Here is a 15,419-nt window from a genome sequence, read left to right as displayed (position 1 = left end):
ATTTTATAATGCGTTGAGCTTAGCCTGTTCTTGAATAAGTAGCTTAAATTCTTTTGAAGGAATATCTTGATTAAATTTTATCTGAATGGTTTTCTTTCCTGTTTTATATCCCTTTTCATTCAATATTTTACGCATCTCTTCGGTTAATGAATCTATGCCAAAACTGACGTGTTTTTTAGCCAAGGAAAATCCTGCTAGAATTCCATTGCATTTATAGATGGGCACATTCCAACTAATACCACTTTCTGCATTTGGTTCAGTAGCTTCGATTAGCTTTTTCAGCTTAATCATAATTCCCTGAGATTTTTCTGGTGAATTGTCTATAAACTCATCAACTGTTTTAGGTTTTAAATCTGCCATATCTATTGTTTTTCTAATTTTCTGTTTGCTGGTCTGAAATACCAAGATGCTATTGTTAGAGCTAAAAGTAAAGCCGGTCCAAAAAGTGTTATTAATTCATCTCCAACTGCTAAATGGGAAATAATAGCACCTGACATTACAAAGAAAAACCCTGCGTATGCCCACTCTTTAAGTAATGGGAATTTAGGAATTAAGATGGTTATAACTCCCAGAATTTTCCATACACCTAGAATACTTAACAAATACATAGGATAGCCTAATAATTCCATACTTTTAATGTTTTCTTCTAATTGTAACAATTGTACAATTCCTGTTGATAACATCCCTAAGGAAAGCCAAACTGTGGCTATCCAATAAATGATTTTTTCTCTTTTTTTCATTATGACTTTTTTTAGTTTGTAAATATTACCTCTAGTTTATCGTGAGCCATATTTAAACCATAAGCAAAAGGTAGTTTTAATTGCTCAGCACGGTGTTTTTCTGATTTGTATATAATCTGAATGGTTAACTTGCTTTTGTCTTCTGTAACTTTTTCAAAATTCAAGAACTCCAATTGTACGCCTATCGGCATATTTTCCATTTCAAAAGTTCTTACTATTTCTTGGTTCGGAATAAGCTTGTGTATGGTTCCATTTGCCTTAAACATTATATTTCCTTCGTGTGAGGTTTCAAACACATAACTTCCGTGATTTTTGTTTTCCAGCTTTAGTACGTTGGTTCCCATCCATTGTGCTACAAATTCTGCTTCGGTATAGGCTTTGTAAACAAGTTCAACAGGAAGGTCAAATTCTCTCGTGATAGTTAGCTCTTGCTTACCTTCTAGGGCATTGATTTTAGTTTTTTGCTCCATTGTCTATTTAATATTTGATTGATGTTTCTTCATAACAGCTTCCAATGAATTAAATCGTTCATCCCATAATTTTCTAAACGGTTCTATAAACTTAGCTATTTCCTTCATCCCATCAGGATTTAGTTGATAATAGATTTCCCTTCCCTTTTGTTCCTGTTTCAACAACTCACATTCGGTAAGAATTTGAATGTGTTTGGAAATGGTTTGTCTGGAATAATCAAAGTTTTCGGCAATAGCACTCGGTGTCATTGCACTTGCCGCAACCAACGTGATAATGGTTCTTCTTGTAGGGTCAGCTATGGCTTGAAATACATCTCTCCTTAATTTCATTACACAGTTATTTGACTGCAAAAATAAGTGCAGTTATTTAATTGCGCAATTTTTTTAAGAAAAATACAATAAAAAAAGTGTATTATTTTAAATTAGACATCTGTAAATGAATGGTTAGATTAAATAATTTGTAATGGAAAAATATTTAGAAGCCACAACCAATAGTGGTAAACAATTTTATCAAAACTTTAAGGACAGGGGAGAAATAGTAATGTTAAATCTATTAAAATTTAAAGAAATAGCTGATTATACTCATTTAGAACATCTAAGCCCCAAACAAGAAATTAGTGGAGAAGAAGCCTATCAGCTATATCTCGATACCACAAAATCACAATTTCTAAAAGCAGGTAGTGAAATTGTATATTATGGAAAGGGAAAAGATTTTTTAATAGGACCTGAAACTGAAAAATGGGATGCAATATTATTGGTTAAACATCAATCGGTACTAAAATTTATGGAATTTGCTCAAAGTGAAGATTATCTAAAAAATGCTGGTCATAGAACTGCTGCACTTGAAGATTCACGTTTGCTACCAAGCTCTGAAATAAAATTTTAAGCATCTAATAGTCAATAAGATTTATTTCTAAATTGTTTAAACTGCCATAGTTGAGAATGCCTAAAATATCAATACCTGTATAACTTTCTATACGAAGTATTTTATCACAATCCTCTAAATCAAAGTTGATGCGATACTCAGGATATAATTGCTTGAAATCAGCTACTATTTTGTTGGCTAACTGATTATGCGTGACATTGGTTTTGAAAATCTCGACAGTGGCAGAGGTAGTATTAATCTGGGGATTCACTTTCATTTTCTTCAAGAGATTTATACTTCTATACGATGAATGTAAGTCAAACTCCAAACTGTCTTAAATGATGATCATAATGCTTATAAGCGAAAATTCCAATTTGCTCTTTGGTCATTCTACCGAAAAAACCGTGAATAAAATCTAGGTTGTTATAGCACCCGTAATGTTCAGTTAAATCAAACAATTTTTGTTTTTGCTTCTCAAAATCTCCACTTTTCTCTTTGATGGTAAAGTTTGAACCTGCTGGTGCACCTTTACCCATCGGTTTGTCGTTTTTGGTGTTGGCCTTTAAGACCATTTTTCCAATAAGTTTACCAAGAAAGTCTTGTTTATAAGGTATATTGTTATCAATACCTAGCACCCATTGATTCCAAATATTCAAATGTTTTATCATTTGGTAAACATTCATTTTACCCCATTGCGCTTTACTGTCTGCATTGATTTGTTCAATTCGTTTGATTAGCTGTAGTCTGATGTTCGGGTCAAAAATGGTTTTCATCTTTATAATTTTATGCAGTATGATGTTATTCCTTTTAATTTCTCTCCTTTAGCACTTTGAAAAATATAAAAATCAGAAAATGCATATTGCTTACCGTTTTCCATTGTCATTACCCCATTTACTGCACCTTCTTTACCGTGGGATAGGATTACCGTTTTCCATTGTCATTACCCCATTTACTGCACCTTCTTTACCGTGGGATAGGATTTGATTTAATATCAATTCAGATGCTTTTACAGATTGCATTTTTTCTAATTCTTCCGTAAACGCTTTTATTCCTTCTAATTTTTTGTCGCCAATCATATTCCAAACGATGTCGTCTGTTACATTTTCGTTTAAAAAGGCAACATCTCCTTTAGCAAAGGCTATGTTAAACAGTTTTAAAAACTCCATTTTGGGAGAATTTCCGCAATTTGGACTCGATATTATTTTGGTCATTTTTAATCGTTTTTAGCATTATATATTCTCATTATATAACAGGTTAAATTTATGTCCATCTGGGTCGGAAAACACACAAACATAAAATCCATTTTCATCATAAAATGCTTTTCTATCCTTGTTAGAGTCGAATAAAATTTTACCACCAGCATTCTTTATTTTAGTTACCCATTGGTTGTATTCTTCCTTGTTTTCAACTGATAAAGAAAACATCACTTCATTGCCTAATGTTAAATCAGACGTTTTTCCTTCAAGGCTTTCTTGTAGCTTTTCTTTTAAGAAGAAGTGAATCACAAAATTATCAGAACCAAAAAAGAAACTGACTAAATCTTCTGAAGGGCTTCCATTTAACTGAAAGCCCAATGATTTATAAAATTCTGTCGTTTTTTCTATGTTTTCCACACCAAGGTTTGCCCAAATCTGTGTTGTTTTCATAATGATATGTTTTTGATTCTAGGACTAAAAACTGATAAATGAAATCCGTTTTATGCACGGTTTTATTCCAAATTCAATTGCCAAGAAACTCCAAACCGATCTTCTACAAAAGCAAATTGTTTGCTAAAACCGTAATTGTCTAAGGGCATTTTTACATCCCCATTTTCGGATAGCTTTTTAAAAAGCTGTTCAATTTCTTTATCATTCTCACATTCTACCCAATTGGATACTGCAGGGGTGAAATTCCAATCGTGTTGAATAAAGCTATCGCTACACAAAAATTGTTTCCCGTTTAGTTCAAAAATTGCTCTAATGATTGTTCCTTCTGTACCAGGACCATCTTTTCCGTAGCGTTGTACCTCTATTATTTCTGAATTATTGAATAAGTCGACATAAAAATTCATAGCTTCTTCAGCGTTGTTTTTTTGGAATGTTAAAAAAGTTGTGATTTGTTGTTTCATAATTTTGATTTTAAACGTTGAATTAATTTTCACAATGGTTCTTCAATCGAAATAAGAACATTGCCCAATTGTAATTACACCACCTATAAAAGTCAGTTTTTTCTCGTCAATCAAAGTGTTTAAGAATAATTGTTGTTTTATTATCTTTCTCAGTAAGTTCAAATGATACTTTAGTCCCTATCCATTCTTCATCAGATTCGATGCATTCCCAGACTATTTTACTGTTTTCAACAAGTTTAAGAATCTTAAATTTTGTGATATAACCTTCATAAAAATCAAATTCATTGACGAAACCAACTTCAGGTTTTACTTGAAGTTTTTTGGTCCAAATATTTCCTAGCCCGTCTTCAGAAATAAGTGTATTATAGACTTTAGAAATAGGGGCTTTTATGTAGTTGATATGTTCAATACTTTCCATAATATTCATCCTTATTTTAAGGAATGAAACCCAATAGAATTCCCTTCAGTATCTTTAACAATAGATACAAAGCCATGTTCTCCAATTCCCATTTTCGCTTGAATAATTTCAGCTCCATTTTCAGCTGCTCGATTTTCTAAAATCTTACAATCCTCACAACCAAAATAAACGAGACTTCCGTTTACAGAAGGTGTTATCCCATCCATTTTCATTAAAGCTCCAGCTGCACCGTAATTTTCCATATCACTAGGGAAACATTTCATTTGAACATTTTTATTTGTTGGGTCGCTCATATCTTCCAGTGTTACTTGAAGTACATTTTCGTAAAACTTTACAGCTCTATCTATGTCATTTACATATATTTCGAACCACACTACAGGATTAAATTTTTTCATCTTATCTATTTATTTAATTGTTATGATTACAAAAATGAAAAAAGGAAAACGAAAAAATCTTGTCCTATGGCAAGTTTTCTGATTGAGACAATACTTCTTTTCTTATTCTACTTAAAGACGTATCGGTAATTCCTAAATAAGTAGCAATGTGTTTTAAGGGTACTTCTTTGATTATTTGTGGGGTCTGATTCATTAGTTCTAAATAGCGTTGAGAAGCACTTTGTGTATGCATATTTACAGCACGGTGTTTGGCTATAAAAAGTTGCTGAGACATCCAGGTTCTTCCCCATTCGGTAAAGCCTTCTATAGTGCTATACAATTTTTGAAAATCATCAAAATTAATTTTATAAACTTCACAGTCTGTTAATGCCTGAATCGTTTCTTTTGAAGGGATTCGAAGAAATAAAGAAGCTACTTCAATTAAAATATCATTAGGACTAAAAAAATTGGTAGTAATGTCATTACCTTTATAGTCGATAACAAAAGAACGAAACAAACCTTTTTTAATTAGGAAATATTCGTTGCTAATCTTACCTTCATTAAGTATGATTTCATTTTTTGAAAACTCAACTTTGGTGTGGGCAAACATAATAGTTTTATAGTCCTCTTTTTTAATACTTGGATAGTTATAAATACTTTCAAAAAAGGAATCTGTCATTATTTTTTTTGTTTAAAAATACAAAATATTGAGATTCTATAATCTTAAAATTGGAGTAGGTAAACATTCCTTTTTATTTATAGGTTTTAAAACTTAAAAATATCATGTGAAGAAGCAACTACTTCCATTACTTCAATTTCTGGCAAGTCTTCTAAACCACTTTCATCTCTTTGTTTCTGAAAAGACAAAAATGAAGGCACCTGAAGCAATTTTTTTTGAATGTTCTCATTTTTGTAATGAGATAGGTGAACAAATGTTTTGCCGTCTCCACACACATAGGAACCGTAGCGGAATTCATTAGTGTCCATTTTTTTGAAATCAGTCATAAACAAGTTAATGTTTTCTTGGTTCTTCTGAACAAAATCAGGTTTTACAGTGTACGTTACTTTTACGGTTATCATTTTGGTTGTTTTTATATTTTTATAATGTAAACTATTTCCTTCTAAATATTTTTTCCGCTGGATTTCTCCATATTCTTCCATTGTCATATGGTGTGGAACGAATTTTTCGGGTAAACTAACGATGGTTTTTATCCTGTCTATTCTAAAATTTCTAAACTCATTTCTCAACCTGCACCAAGCTACTACAATCCAATCTTCTGAAAAACTATGGTAAATAGCAAAAGGTTCTATTTCTCTTAGAATTGGTTCTAAGTCAGATTCTTTTTTATAGGCTATTTTTAATACATTAAAATTTGTTAAAGCACGTTGTACTACAGAAAGAAAATTACTTGTTTTTTCATTTTGCCAATTCTTTCCTATAAATGTTCTATTCGCTAAAAAATCAGCTTTTGATTTTTCTTCACTTCGTAATACTGCTTTTACTTTATCTATGGCATTATTAAATTCATTTATCAAAGATTCATCTTTGGTTTTTGCCATTATCTTTTGTGCAAAAATGAGTGCATTTGCTTCAGTTTCTGTAAACATTACAGGTGGAATTTTATACCCGTCCATTAAAGTATAACCTTTTCCCTCCACAGCCACAATAGGAACATTGGCTTGCTCTAAAGCGTGTAAATCTCTATAAACAGTTCTTTTGCTAATATTGAATTGCTCCGACAATTGTTCTACAGTCACATATAAATTGGACTGTAATTTTAAATGAATTGCTGTTAACCGTGAAAGTCTTGAAATATTATCTGTATATGCCATCACAATAGTATTTTAAATGTTTACTATAGAAATTTCATCTGTTAGAATTTCAATATTAAAACCTTGTTTTTGAACCATATTAATAATAACATCATTGTCTAATATATCGTTAAAATTTTCGATTCTTAAAATATGATCACAATCTTCAAGATCAAAATCAATACAGTAATTAGGAAACCTATTTTTTATTTGTTTCTTTATTCTCCTAGCTTGTTTCTTTTTTAAGATATTAGTTTTATATACTTCTATCATTTTATAACAATTATAATTTTATACAACAAAGAAAACTAGGAATTGTGACAACCCTTTGACAGTCTTTTTTAATTTAAAAAAAACTAAACACAATGTGACAATAAATTGATTGTTGCTCCGTTGGGATCTTTGACAAAAAATCGTTTTACACCCCAAGATTCGGTTGTTATTGGGTAAACTATTTCAATATCTTGTGTTTTTGCTCGTTCATACCATTGGTCAATATTCACCACTTCTATGGATAGAAAAATGGCTTTATTATCCAGTGGTTTGTTCTCCGTATTTTGAATAATTGTGATTTGAGCCTTTGGGTTTTCTTTGGATGCAAAAGTTAAAACCCATCCCATATCCATCACCAATTTCATCTCTAAAAACTGAGTATAAAACTTTTTGCTTGCTTCCACATCATTGGAATAAATGTTAGGAACTATTCTTAGAATGGTTGTTTTCATTACACATCTTTATTTGTTATCTAATTCAATCGCTTGTAAAATATAATACTCAAGTATGTCATCTTTATAATCTTTGGGGTCACTCAATCTTAAATTTAATGATTTTTTTCCGACTCCTTCAAGTAGTTTATACTTGTCTTCAAACTGTTTACCATCCGTAAATGAAAAGGTAATTCCTTTTAGGGTAGGGCTCACGGAGATGATAATTCTATTGTGTCTATAAACTGGGACACCATAATATTTTTCGGTTCCTCCTCGCATTTCTTCTTTTAGTGTTGGGAATTTTGCTTTAATCAAGCTCCTAAACTTTGAAAAAATAGGTTGATGCTCTTCCTTAATTTTATCTTTTATGAATTGATTGATGATATTCATATGAGCTAATTTTTGAAATTAGATTTTTGGAGATAATGAGCACAACTCCAAACCCAAATAGCACAAAATACGATAACGATTCTACCAAGCCAACCAATAGGAGTCTCTGGTGTAATCATACCATTTGTTTCACTCAAATAAACACCCATAGCAATTATTAAAGCAACCTCTAAACCCCAAAGAATTATAGTAAATACAAACATATTTTTTCTAAATGGTTTAAGCTGTTCTTGTTTTCTAAATTGATAAGTAATAAACACCGTAGCCAAAATCATAAAACCTAATAGTCCTGCTGCTGCGTTATGAATTTGGCCACTCATAGTCATGTACTCGGGTAAAGTATCTACAGGATCAGTATTAAAAATGCCTGCTAAGAAATTACCAAGAGATGCTATTACTAACAACACTCCTCCAATTTTAGAACCTATTTTGGGTAAGTATTTAATTAGATATAAGCCTAAGGTTAAAAAACTTATACCAAGTAAAAAGAATACAATCTGCATTAACCAACCTGTATTTCCTAATGCATATTCGCTAATGGGTTGCCATATAGGACTCATAGAAGTGTTTATAAGATGTAATAATATTAACAGGAAAATAAATCCAATAGCATTTATTTTGGTGACAGTTAACTTGTTCATTTAATTATAATTTTAAAGATGGTAGTTTATTCTCTTTTCCCTTTTATATAGGCATACATAGCCATGGCGTGACCATGACCTAACGCAAACTCTTCTTTCAACCAATTAATTGGTCACATCGGTAGCCTTTACAACTAATTCTCCATTCTTGGTAAAGCCTTTTTGTTCTGCTAATGTTTGAAAGTCTTCAGCGGTTTTACCTGTTTTATCTTCTATGTTTTTGATATATGTTTTGAATGACATAATTATAGTTTTTCTGTATTTGATTTGATTTTAGCCAAAGAAGCTTCAATGTCCTTCCCAATGATTTTGTCCATATCCATAAAAAGTAGAGTAATGTTCATTGGCCAATCCATACCACTATGGTATTCCCATAATAGATTGGTTTTATTAGCACCAATTTCTTTTAGATAAAGTGAACCATTTGCTGTAAACGTATAAGGTTCTAAAAAGCGAAGTTCAAAATCAATTCTTTTGTTTTCTACTAGATTTGTGGTTTCCCATTCTCCTTTACCTGTTTTTTTACTTTTACTGGAAAAATGAAGTGTAGCACCTTTTTTACCATCTTCGCTTCCTTTTATTTCAATTTTCGTATTAGGGTCGTAACTCAACCATTGATTAAATAGTTTTTGATTTTTATGAAAACGTAGAAACTCATATATCTCTGAGTTACTATTATTTAAGGTGATTTCACGTTTAATGGTGTATTTTTTTGCTGTAAATATGGCAATAACACACAATACACTGATTATAGCAATTACAACAACTGCGATTTTTAATACTAACATTTTCATTTAATTTGATTGGTTTTGATTTATTTTGAAACAAAATTAAATGAACCTAAATCAATTAAATGGTGCAAAAGCGGGAATAAATGGTGTTTATCGGGTTGTGTAGTTTTTTCTGAATGTTAGTGGACTGGTTGAAGTATGCTTACGGAAGAAGTTTCCAAAATTAGAAGCGTCAGAAAAGCCTAATTGATGCGCTATTTCAGCTATGCTTAAATTAGTGAATTGAATCAGTGATTTTGCCTCCTTTATAAGCCTACCATTAATATGCGAAAGTGCTTTTTTATTTGTTTCAGTTTTAACGGTTTTAGATAAGTGACTAGCACTGATATTTAATAAGGTAGCATATTCTTTAACTGTTCGTTTTTCGAGGTAATGAACATTCACCAATTTTAAATATTGATTTGTAATGGAATGACTAGAATTTATTAATGGTTGTAATTCATTTTGAATCTTAGTAAATTCTTTTAGATTATAGAGTAAAGCAAGAAATTTATGTGTAGTAACTTTGGAAAAGACATCTATATTTTCATAAGATTTAAATACCTCTTCAAATACTGGTACTAATTCTTGATATTTATTATTTTCTAGTTGAAATAAGTTGATGTTTAAAATATTAAAAAATGGGAATTCATTAAAAAAATCAAATTTTAAAAAATTAAAGTATTCCTGTTTAAAATAAATGAGATAACCTTCCGTATTTTTTTCTTTGTAAAAACTATAAATCAAGTTTGAACATTGAAAGGTGAGAAATGACTCCTTTATATGGTCATCTTGATTGTTATATATAACATTGGTTTTTCCATTAGATGTTATTAAACCGATAAAAAAGAAATCTCTACGAAATGGAGCTTTGTAAATTTCATCTTTATGCTCTTCTAAACGTATACAATAAAACATAGGATTTTTAGTCCTATGATTGACAGGTATTGATTCTAGAAAATCATTAATAGAAGTATAAAAAGGAATACTTTTCTCTTTCATTAAATTTCTATTCTTATATAGTTAATGTTTGTTTTGAATTACAAAGAAAAGATATTTAGAAAAACAATCATAGTTATAAGTTATTTGATAGTAGTTTATTATAATAAGTTAAATTATTTTTTTATGAGATTTTATATCGGTTAAACTGAATTTATCTCTCAAAACCTTCATATCCTCACTTACTTTTTTATCCAAAATTTTTGCATAATGTTGGGTAGTCCGTAAATTTTTATGCCCCAACATTTTACTTACGCTTTCTATAGGAACGCCATTTGTAAGTGTTACGGTGGTTGCAAAAGTGTGGCGTGCAATATGAAAAGTTAAATCTTTTTCAATTTCACAAACACCTGCAATTTCTTTAAGATAGGCATTCATTTTTTGATTACTCAAAATAGGGAACAGTCTGTTTTCGTTTATACATTGCGGGTGCTGTGCGTACTTATCAATTATCATTTGTGTAACAGGGAGTATGGGGATTTTTGAAGCGGATTCTGTTTTTTGTCTGTGAGTAAATATCCATTTCTCTCCATCGATTCCAATACTTATATGCAGTTTTGTTAAATTTTTGACATCAATGTATGCTAATCCTGTAAAGCAACTAAAAAGGAAGATATCACGAACTAGCGATAGTCTTTCTGTCTTAAAATCTTTATTCAATATGGTTTGGATTTCTTCTTCTGTTAAATATACACGCTCGACTTCTCTAACTTTTGCTTTATAATTGGCGAATGGATTTTTATCTAGCCAGTCATTGGCCAAACATATCTTTATGATTTTACCGAAATTCTTGATGTACTTGACTGCTGTGTTATTATTGCAATTTCTAACACTTCTTAAATAAAATTCATACTCTGTTATGAAAGCATGATTGATTTTTGCAATATTTATATCCGATATTTGATATTTCCATTCTAAAAAAGCTATTGTGTGTTTTAAAGATGTTTTGTAACGCTCTAATGTTCCTGGAGCATATTCTTTTCCAACCAGTTCTTTAATTTTGTTATTATGATCTTTGAAAATTGGAATTAACATTCTTTGTTTATCATCAACACCTTGAAGTTTAGATTTTAAAACTGCAGAGGTTGCAGTTATTTTGTCTTTCAATATTGTGTGGTGTGTATCATAAACTTGCTGCTCTAACGTTTTAAGATACCTATTTAAAGATTTTACTTCTTCGGATTTACCTATCACTTTCTGAAGTTTACTATCCCATAAATCGGGTGCTACATATCTTTTTGATGCAATTTCTTTTGGTTTTCCGTTAATGGTTATCCTTAAATAAATTGGGGCTGTGCCATTGGCTTTGATTTTACTTTTCTTAATCAAGAAGAGTAAGTTGAATGTTTTGGTCATTTGTGGTAACTTTTTAGGTTGATAAAACTATCTCTTAAAACTACTTGAAACAAGATGTTCAAAACGTGAACTCCTTATTATACAAGTGTTTCAGCGTTTTCTAGTGACCTATTTGAATTTTAAACAATAGGTCATTAAATAGGTCACTGAAAGCATACCATTTAATGAACTTTATGGGATAGTCACAAATGAAAAAACGCCGTAAAACATAAGTTTTACAGCGTTTTGATTGAGTTTCTTAAACTCTTAGCGGAGAAAGAGGGATTCGAACCCCCGGAGGTGTGACCCTCAACAGTTTTCAAGACTGCCGCATTCGACCACTCTGCCATTTCTCCTTGAGTGCCTCATCAGGTATTCCCTGAATGCGGGTGCAAATATAGTATCCTTTTTCAATACTTTCAAATAAAACAAGCCTTTTTTAAAAAATATTTTTTACCCCAATGATATTCAATCATTTTAGTCTCTTTTTTGTGAAAATCAAAATTGCAAACCTTATTTTTGCAGAAATATATAAAATTATAATGAACACCATAAAACAGCTACAATGGCGTTATGCTACTAAAAAGTTTGATAGTACTAAAAAACTACCAATTGATAAACTAAACATTTTAAAAGAAGCTTTTAATCTTACCGCCACGTCTTTCGGACTGCAAACTATAAAATTATTAGTTGTAGAAAATATTGCTTTAAGAGAAACTTTGGTGGCTCATTCCTTTTATCAAAAACAAGTTTTAGAGGCATCACATTTATTAGTTATTTGTATTCAAGAAAATGTTATTAAAACTGATGTTGTTGATTATTACAATAATATAAAAAAAATTAGGAACACCTCAGAAACTATTTTAAAACCCTATCGAGAAGATTTAATTAAAATGATGGAAAAAATGACCATCGAAGAGCGTCAAAAATGGTCTACAAATCAGGCCTATATAGCTTTAGGGAATTTAATGACTGTTTGTGCCATGGAAGGAATTGATTCATGCCCTATGGAGGGTTTTTTGCCAAAAAAGTTTGACGAGGTTTTAGAATTGAATAAAATTGGTTTAAAATCTGTACTGCTTTTACCGGTAGGATACCGAGCGGACGATGATATGTTTTCAACTTTCAAAAAAGTTAGAAAACCTTTAGAAGAAGCTATTATTGAAATTTAAAGTATTAGGGCGTTACCTCAAGGGTCGGGCTTTCGGCTATATCTTTTTAATTGTTGCCAAATTTTATATCAAGCTAATGTGCTATCTGTAGCTGTTCAATTTCAATAGTATTAATTTTAAAAAAGGATGCCACCTTAATCCCTAACGCAAAACCCCAATTCAACAACAAATAAAAAAATAAAATTATGCCAGGATTTGAATTATTTGGAGATTTAGAACGTAAACAAGTTAACGATGTGTTAGATAACGGTGTATTAATGCGCTATGGTTTTGATGGCATGCGAAATGGGCATTGGAAAGCTAAAGAATTAGAGGCAGAATTACAAAACACCTTTCAATCTAAACACGTGCAATTGGTATCCAGTGGAACGGCTGCTGTATCTATAGCATTAGCAAGTGCAGGCGTAGGAGCAGGAGATGAAGTTATTATGCCAACATTCACATTTGTGGCCAGTTTTGAAGCTATTATGATGCTTGGCGCTATTCCAATATTAGTTGATATTGATGATACCTTATGTTTGAGTCCAGAAGCTGTTACAGCAGCTATCACACAAAAAACTAAAGCCGTTATGGTTGTGCAAATGTGTGGTAGTATGGGACAAATGGATGCTTTAAAAGCGATTTGTGATAAGCATGATTTATTATTAATAGAGGACGCATGTCAAGCTATAGGTGGCACATATAAAAACCAACCATTAGGTAGCATAGGGCATTTAGGTTGTTTTTCATTTGATTTTGTAAAAACCATAACTTGCGGTGAAGGTGGGGCTGTCATAAGCAATAATAAAGATTATTATATAAATGCCGACCATTATAGCGATCATGGTCACGACCATGTTGGTTTAGATAGAGGTGCAGAAACGCATCCGTTTTTAGGATATAATTTCAGGATATCAGAATTACATGCAGCTGTTGGCTTGGCTCAAGTGAAGCGTTTACCTGAATTTTTAGCTATTCAAAAAAGAAACTATAACATCTTGCGTGATGCTTTGTCTCAAATATCAGAGGTTGTTTTTAGAACCGTTCCTGATGGTGGTGTGGAAAACTATGGGTTTTTAAATTTCTTTCTACCAGATTTAGAAATAGCCACTAATGTTTCCGAAAACTTTAAAGAAAGTGGGGTAGATGGATGCTTTCATTATTACAATAACAACTGGCATTACGTTCGTAAATGGGATCATTTAAAAAAACTAAAATCATTATTTCCTATTTCAGAAGAGGTTAAAGAAGGACTTAAGTATCTTGAAACTAAAACTTTTAAAACATCAGATCATTATATCTCAAGAAATATATCATGCTTAATTAAGTTATCATGGACAGAAGCAGAAGTAAAACGTAGAGCTGGAAAAATGGTTGAGGCCATTCAAAATGTTATTTAGTTACAGTATTTATGTTGTAAAAAAGGGGGGGTAATTTTAATTAAATCCCCTTTTTAAATTGATAACATATGTTTTTTAATAATTTACATATTCAATAATTTCTAAGCCATAACCAATTAAACCAACGCGTTTTGTTTGTTCAGTGTTAGAAATTAATCGCAGTTTATGAACATTTAAATCATGTAAAATTTGTGCTCCTATACCAAAATCTCTAGCATCCATATCTACCTTAGGAGCTTTGTAAATAGAGTCAGGAGTTTGGTTTTCTTTTAAAACACTTAGTCGGTTTAAAAGATTCATTGATTGTGTTTCTTGGTTAATAAATATAATGGCACCTTTACCTTCTTTATTTATAACCTTAAACATATCCACCAATTGTTTATCTACATTATTGGTCAGTGTACCTAAAATATCATTGTTTACCATGGTAGAATTTATCCTTGTTAACACAGGTTCATCATCTTTCCATTGTCCTTTTGTAAGTGCTATATGTATTTGGTTATTAGTTGTCTGCTTGTAAGCCCTTAATCTGAAGCTTCCAAAACGTGTTTCTATTTGAAAGTCTTCTTTTTTGTCAATTAAAGAATCGTGCTGCATTCTATAAGCTACTAAATCTTCTATAGAAACTATTTTTAAATTTAGCTTTTTAGCAACTTTAATAAGTTGAGGAAGTCGTGCCATAGACCCATCTTCATTCATGATTTCTACAATAACACCAGCAGGATTTAACCCTGCTAATCTAGCAAAATCGATGGCTGCTTCAGTATGTCCTGTTCGTCTTAAAACACCTCCTTCTTTAGCTACTAAAGGAAAAATGTGTCCTGGACGAGCTAATTCAAAGGATTTTGTATTTGGGTCTATAAGAGCTTTTACTGTTTTGGCTCTATCAGCAGCAGAAATACCCGTAGTAACACCATGACCTCTTAAATCTACAGAAACCGTAAAAGCGGTTTCCATTGGGTCTGTATTATTGCGAACCATCATGTTTAGTTCAAGTTCTTTACATCTATTTTCTGTTAGTGGCGCACAAATAAGCCCTCTACCATGGGTAGCCATAAAGTTTATCATTTCTGGTGTTACTTTATCTGCAGCTGCTAGAAAATCACCTTCATTTTCACGATTTTCATCATCTACAACAATAATAACTTTTCCATCACGAATATCTTCAATAGCTTCATGTATAGTATTTAGTTTGATTGTTGAATTTTTTTGAGGTATATCTGTTTGTGTTGTCATTTTG

26 protein-coding genes and 1 tRNA gene are annotated in these 15,419 nt (G+C 31.3%); 3 read left to right on the top strand and 24 right to left on the bottom strand.

The window, feature by feature from the left end:
• Positions 1-3: 3 nt before the first annotated feature.
• The 4 genes from APS56_RS02580 to APS56_RS02565 are packed head-to-tail and all read right to left on the bottom strand — an operon-like array spanning position 4 to position 1,540.
• Positions 4-360 carry an iron chaperone gene (locus APS56_RS02580; protein WP_054724494.1) on the bottom strand — a complete coding sequence of 119 codons (357 nt, stop codon included), beginning with the start codon at positions 358-360 and terminating at the stop codon, positions 4-6.
• A gap of 2 nt (positions 361-362) precedes the next feature.
• Positions 363-740: a DoxX family protein gene (locus APS56_RS02575; protein ID WP_054724491.1), complete on the bottom strand. Its 378-nt coding sequence runs from the start codon at positions 738-740 to the stop codon at positions 363-365.
• An 11-nt stretch (positions 741-751) separates the two neighbouring features.
• Entirely contained in the window at positions 752-1,210 is a 459-nt protein-coding gene (locus APS56_RS02570; RefSeq protein ID WP_054724489.1) for an SRPBCC family protein, read from the bottom strand.
• A gap of 3 nt (positions 1,211-1,213) precedes the next feature.
• Positions 1,214-1,540: an ArsR/SmtB family transcription factor gene (locus APS56_RS02565; RefSeq protein WP_054724487.1), complete on the bottom strand. Its 327-nt coding sequence runs from the start codon at positions 1,538-1,540 to the stop codon at positions 1,214-1,216.
• A 133-nt stretch (positions 1,541-1,673) separates the two neighbouring features.
• On the opposite strand from APS56_RS02565, the gene APS56_RS02560 reads away from it, so the two are divergent.
• Complete coding sequence (locus APS56_RS02560; protein ID WP_054724485.1) at positions 1,674-2,096, top strand: hypothetical protein; 423 nt, start codon at positions 1,674-1,676, stop codon at positions 2,094-2,096.
• Positions 2,097-2,100: 4 nt separating this feature from the next.
• Here APS56_RS02560 and APS56_RS02555 read toward each other — a convergent pair whose 3' ends face one another.
• From APS56_RS02555 to APS56_RS02470, 19 genes are all read right to left on the bottom strand, one after another.
• Positions 2,101-2,352, bottom strand: coding sequence for a hypothetical protein (locus tag APS56_RS02555; RefSeq protein WP_054724482.1), 252 nt, complete (start codon positions 2,350-2,352; stop codon positions 2,101-2,103).
• Between the two features lie 40 nt (positions 2,353-2,392).
• A complete protein-coding gene (locus APS56_RS02550; protein WP_054724481.1) occupies positions 2,393-2,848 on the bottom strand; it encodes a DUF1569 domain-containing protein in 456 nt (151 codons plus the stop codon).
• A 132-nt stretch (positions 2,849-2,980) separates the two neighbouring features.
• Complete coding sequence (locus APS56_RS02545) at positions 2,981-3,286, bottom strand: nuclear transport factor 2-like protein (protein WP_211259730.1); 306 nt, start codon at positions 3,284-3,286, stop codon at positions 2,981-2,983.
• Between the two features lie 18 nt (positions 3,287-3,304).
• Positions 3,305-3,721 (bottom strand): VOC family protein, encoded by a 417-nt coding sequence (locus APS56_RS02540; protein WP_054724479.1) that lies wholly within the window; start codon positions 3,719-3,721, stop codon positions 3,305-3,307.
• A gap of 62 nt (positions 3,722-3,783) precedes the next feature.
• On the bottom strand, positions 3,784-4,182 hold the full coding sequence (locus APS56_RS02535) for a VOC family protein (RefSeq protein ID WP_054724477.1): 399 nt from the start codon (positions 4,180-4,182) through the stop codon (positions 3,784-3,786).
• A gap of 106 nt (positions 4,183-4,288) precedes the next feature.
• Entirely contained in the window at positions 4,289-4,600 is a 312-nt protein-coding gene (locus APS56_RS02530; protein WP_236778451.1) for an SRPBCC family protein, read from the bottom strand.
• A gap of 11 nt (positions 4,601-4,611) precedes the next feature.
• Positions 4,612-4,995, bottom strand: coding sequence for a VOC family protein (locus APS56_RS02525; RefSeq protein ID WP_054724473.1), 384 nt, complete (start codon positions 4,993-4,995; stop codon positions 4,612-4,614).
• A gap of 64 nt (positions 4,996-5,059) precedes the next feature.
• On the bottom strand, positions 5,060-5,653 hold the full coding sequence (locus APS56_RS02520) for a Crp/Fnr family transcriptional regulator (RefSeq protein ID WP_054724472.1): 594 nt from the start codon (positions 5,651-5,653) through the stop codon (positions 5,060-5,062).
• Between the two features lie 86 nt (positions 5,654-5,739).
• Positions 5,740-6,807 (bottom strand): helix-turn-helix transcriptional regulator, encoded by a 1,068-nt coding sequence (locus APS56_RS16700; RefSeq protein WP_082379228.1) that lies wholly within the window; start codon positions 6,805-6,807, stop codon positions 5,740-5,742.
• 12 nt (positions 6,808-6,819) lie between these two features.
• Positions 6,820-7,059 (bottom strand): hypothetical protein, encoded by a 240-nt coding sequence (locus APS56_RS02510; protein WP_054724470.1) that lies wholly within the window; start codon positions 7,057-7,059, stop codon positions 6,820-6,822.
• Positions 7,060-7,142: 83 nt separating this feature from the next.
• Positions 7,143-7,511, bottom strand: coding sequence for a VOC family protein (locus tag APS56_RS02505; RefSeq protein WP_082379227.1), 369 nt, complete (start codon positions 7,509-7,511; stop codon positions 7,143-7,145).
• A gap of 9 nt (positions 7,512-7,520) precedes the next feature.
• Positions 7,521-7,883 carry a DUF1801 domain-containing protein gene (locus APS56_RS02500; RefSeq protein ID WP_054724469.1) on the bottom strand — a complete coding sequence of 121 codons (363 nt, stop codon included), beginning with the start codon at positions 7,881-7,883 and terminating at the stop codon, positions 7,521-7,523.
• A gap of 5 nt (positions 7,884-7,888) precedes the next feature.
• Positions 7,889-8,524 carry a DUF998 domain-containing protein gene (locus tag APS56_RS02495; protein WP_054724467.1) on the bottom strand — a complete coding sequence of 212 codons (636 nt, stop codon included), beginning with the start codon at positions 8,522-8,524 and terminating at the stop codon, positions 7,889-7,891.
• Between the two features lie 26 nt (positions 8,525-8,550).
• Positions 8,551-8,625: a DUF4287 domain-containing protein gene (locus APS56_RS17210; RefSeq protein ID WP_250636031.1), complete on the bottom strand. Its 75-nt coding sequence runs from the start codon at positions 8,623-8,625 to the stop codon at positions 8,551-8,553.
• A 4-nt stretch (positions 8,626-8,629) separates the two neighbouring features.
• Positions 8,630-8,767, bottom strand: a complete 138-nt coding sequence (locus APS56_RS17205; protein WP_250636030.1) for a DUF4287 domain-containing protein — start codon at positions 8,765-8,767, stop codon at positions 8,630-8,632.
• A gap of 2 nt (positions 8,768-8,769) precedes the next feature.
• Positions 8,770-9,312, bottom strand: coding sequence for an SRPBCC family protein (locus APS56_RS02485; RefSeq protein WP_157757594.1), 543 nt, complete (start codon positions 9,310-9,312; stop codon positions 8,770-8,772).
• 93 nt (positions 9,313-9,405) lie between these two features.
• The gene (locus APS56_RS02480) at positions 9,406-10,296 is read right to left on the bottom strand and encodes a helix-turn-helix domain-containing protein (protein WP_054724463.1); all 891 of its coding nucleotides are present in this window, start codon (positions 10,294-10,296) and stop codon (positions 9,406-9,408) included.
• Between the two features lie 108 nt (positions 10,297-10,404).
• Entirely contained in the window at positions 10,405-11,649 is a 1,245-nt protein-coding gene (locus tag APS56_RS02475) for a site-specific integrase (RefSeq protein ID WP_054724461.1), read from the bottom strand.
• Between the two features lie 250 nt (positions 11,650-11,899).
• A tRNA-Ser gene (locus tag APS56_RS02470) sits at positions 11,900-11,984 on the bottom strand.
• A gap of 186 nt (positions 11,985-12,170) precedes the next feature.
• Here APS56_RS02470 and APS56_RS02465 point away from each other — a divergent pair.
• A complete protein-coding gene (locus APS56_RS02465; protein WP_054724459.1) occupies positions 12,171-12,800 on the top strand; it encodes an NAD(P)H-dependent oxidoreductase in 630 nt (209 codons plus the stop codon).
• Positions 12,801-12,985: 185 nt separating this feature from the next.
• Positions 12,986-14,179 (top strand): DegT/DnrJ/EryC1/StrS family aminotransferase, encoded by a 1,194-nt coding sequence (locus APS56_RS02460; RefSeq protein ID WP_054724458.1) that lies wholly within the window; start codon positions 12,986-12,988, stop codon positions 14,177-14,179.
• 75 nt (positions 14,180-14,254) lie between these two features.
• Here APS56_RS02460 and ribB read toward each other — a convergent pair whose 3' ends face one another.
• Positions 14,255-15,415, bottom strand: coding sequence for a 3,4-dihydroxy-2-butanone-4-phosphate synthase (ribB, locus tag APS56_RS02455; RefSeq protein ID WP_054724457.1), 1,161 nt, complete (start codon positions 15,413-15,415; stop codon positions 14,255-14,257).
• Between the last annotated feature and the right edge of the window lie 4 nt (positions 15,416-15,419).

This window comes from Pseudalgibacter alginicilyticus, from assembly GCF_001310225.1.
In the GTDB taxonomy this organism is placed as follows: Bacteria; Bacteroidota; Bacteroidia; order Flavobacteriales; family Flavobacteriaceae; genus Pseudalgibacter; species Pseudalgibacter alginicilyticus.
This window is presented reverse-complemented; position numbering and strand designations above follow the sequence as displayed.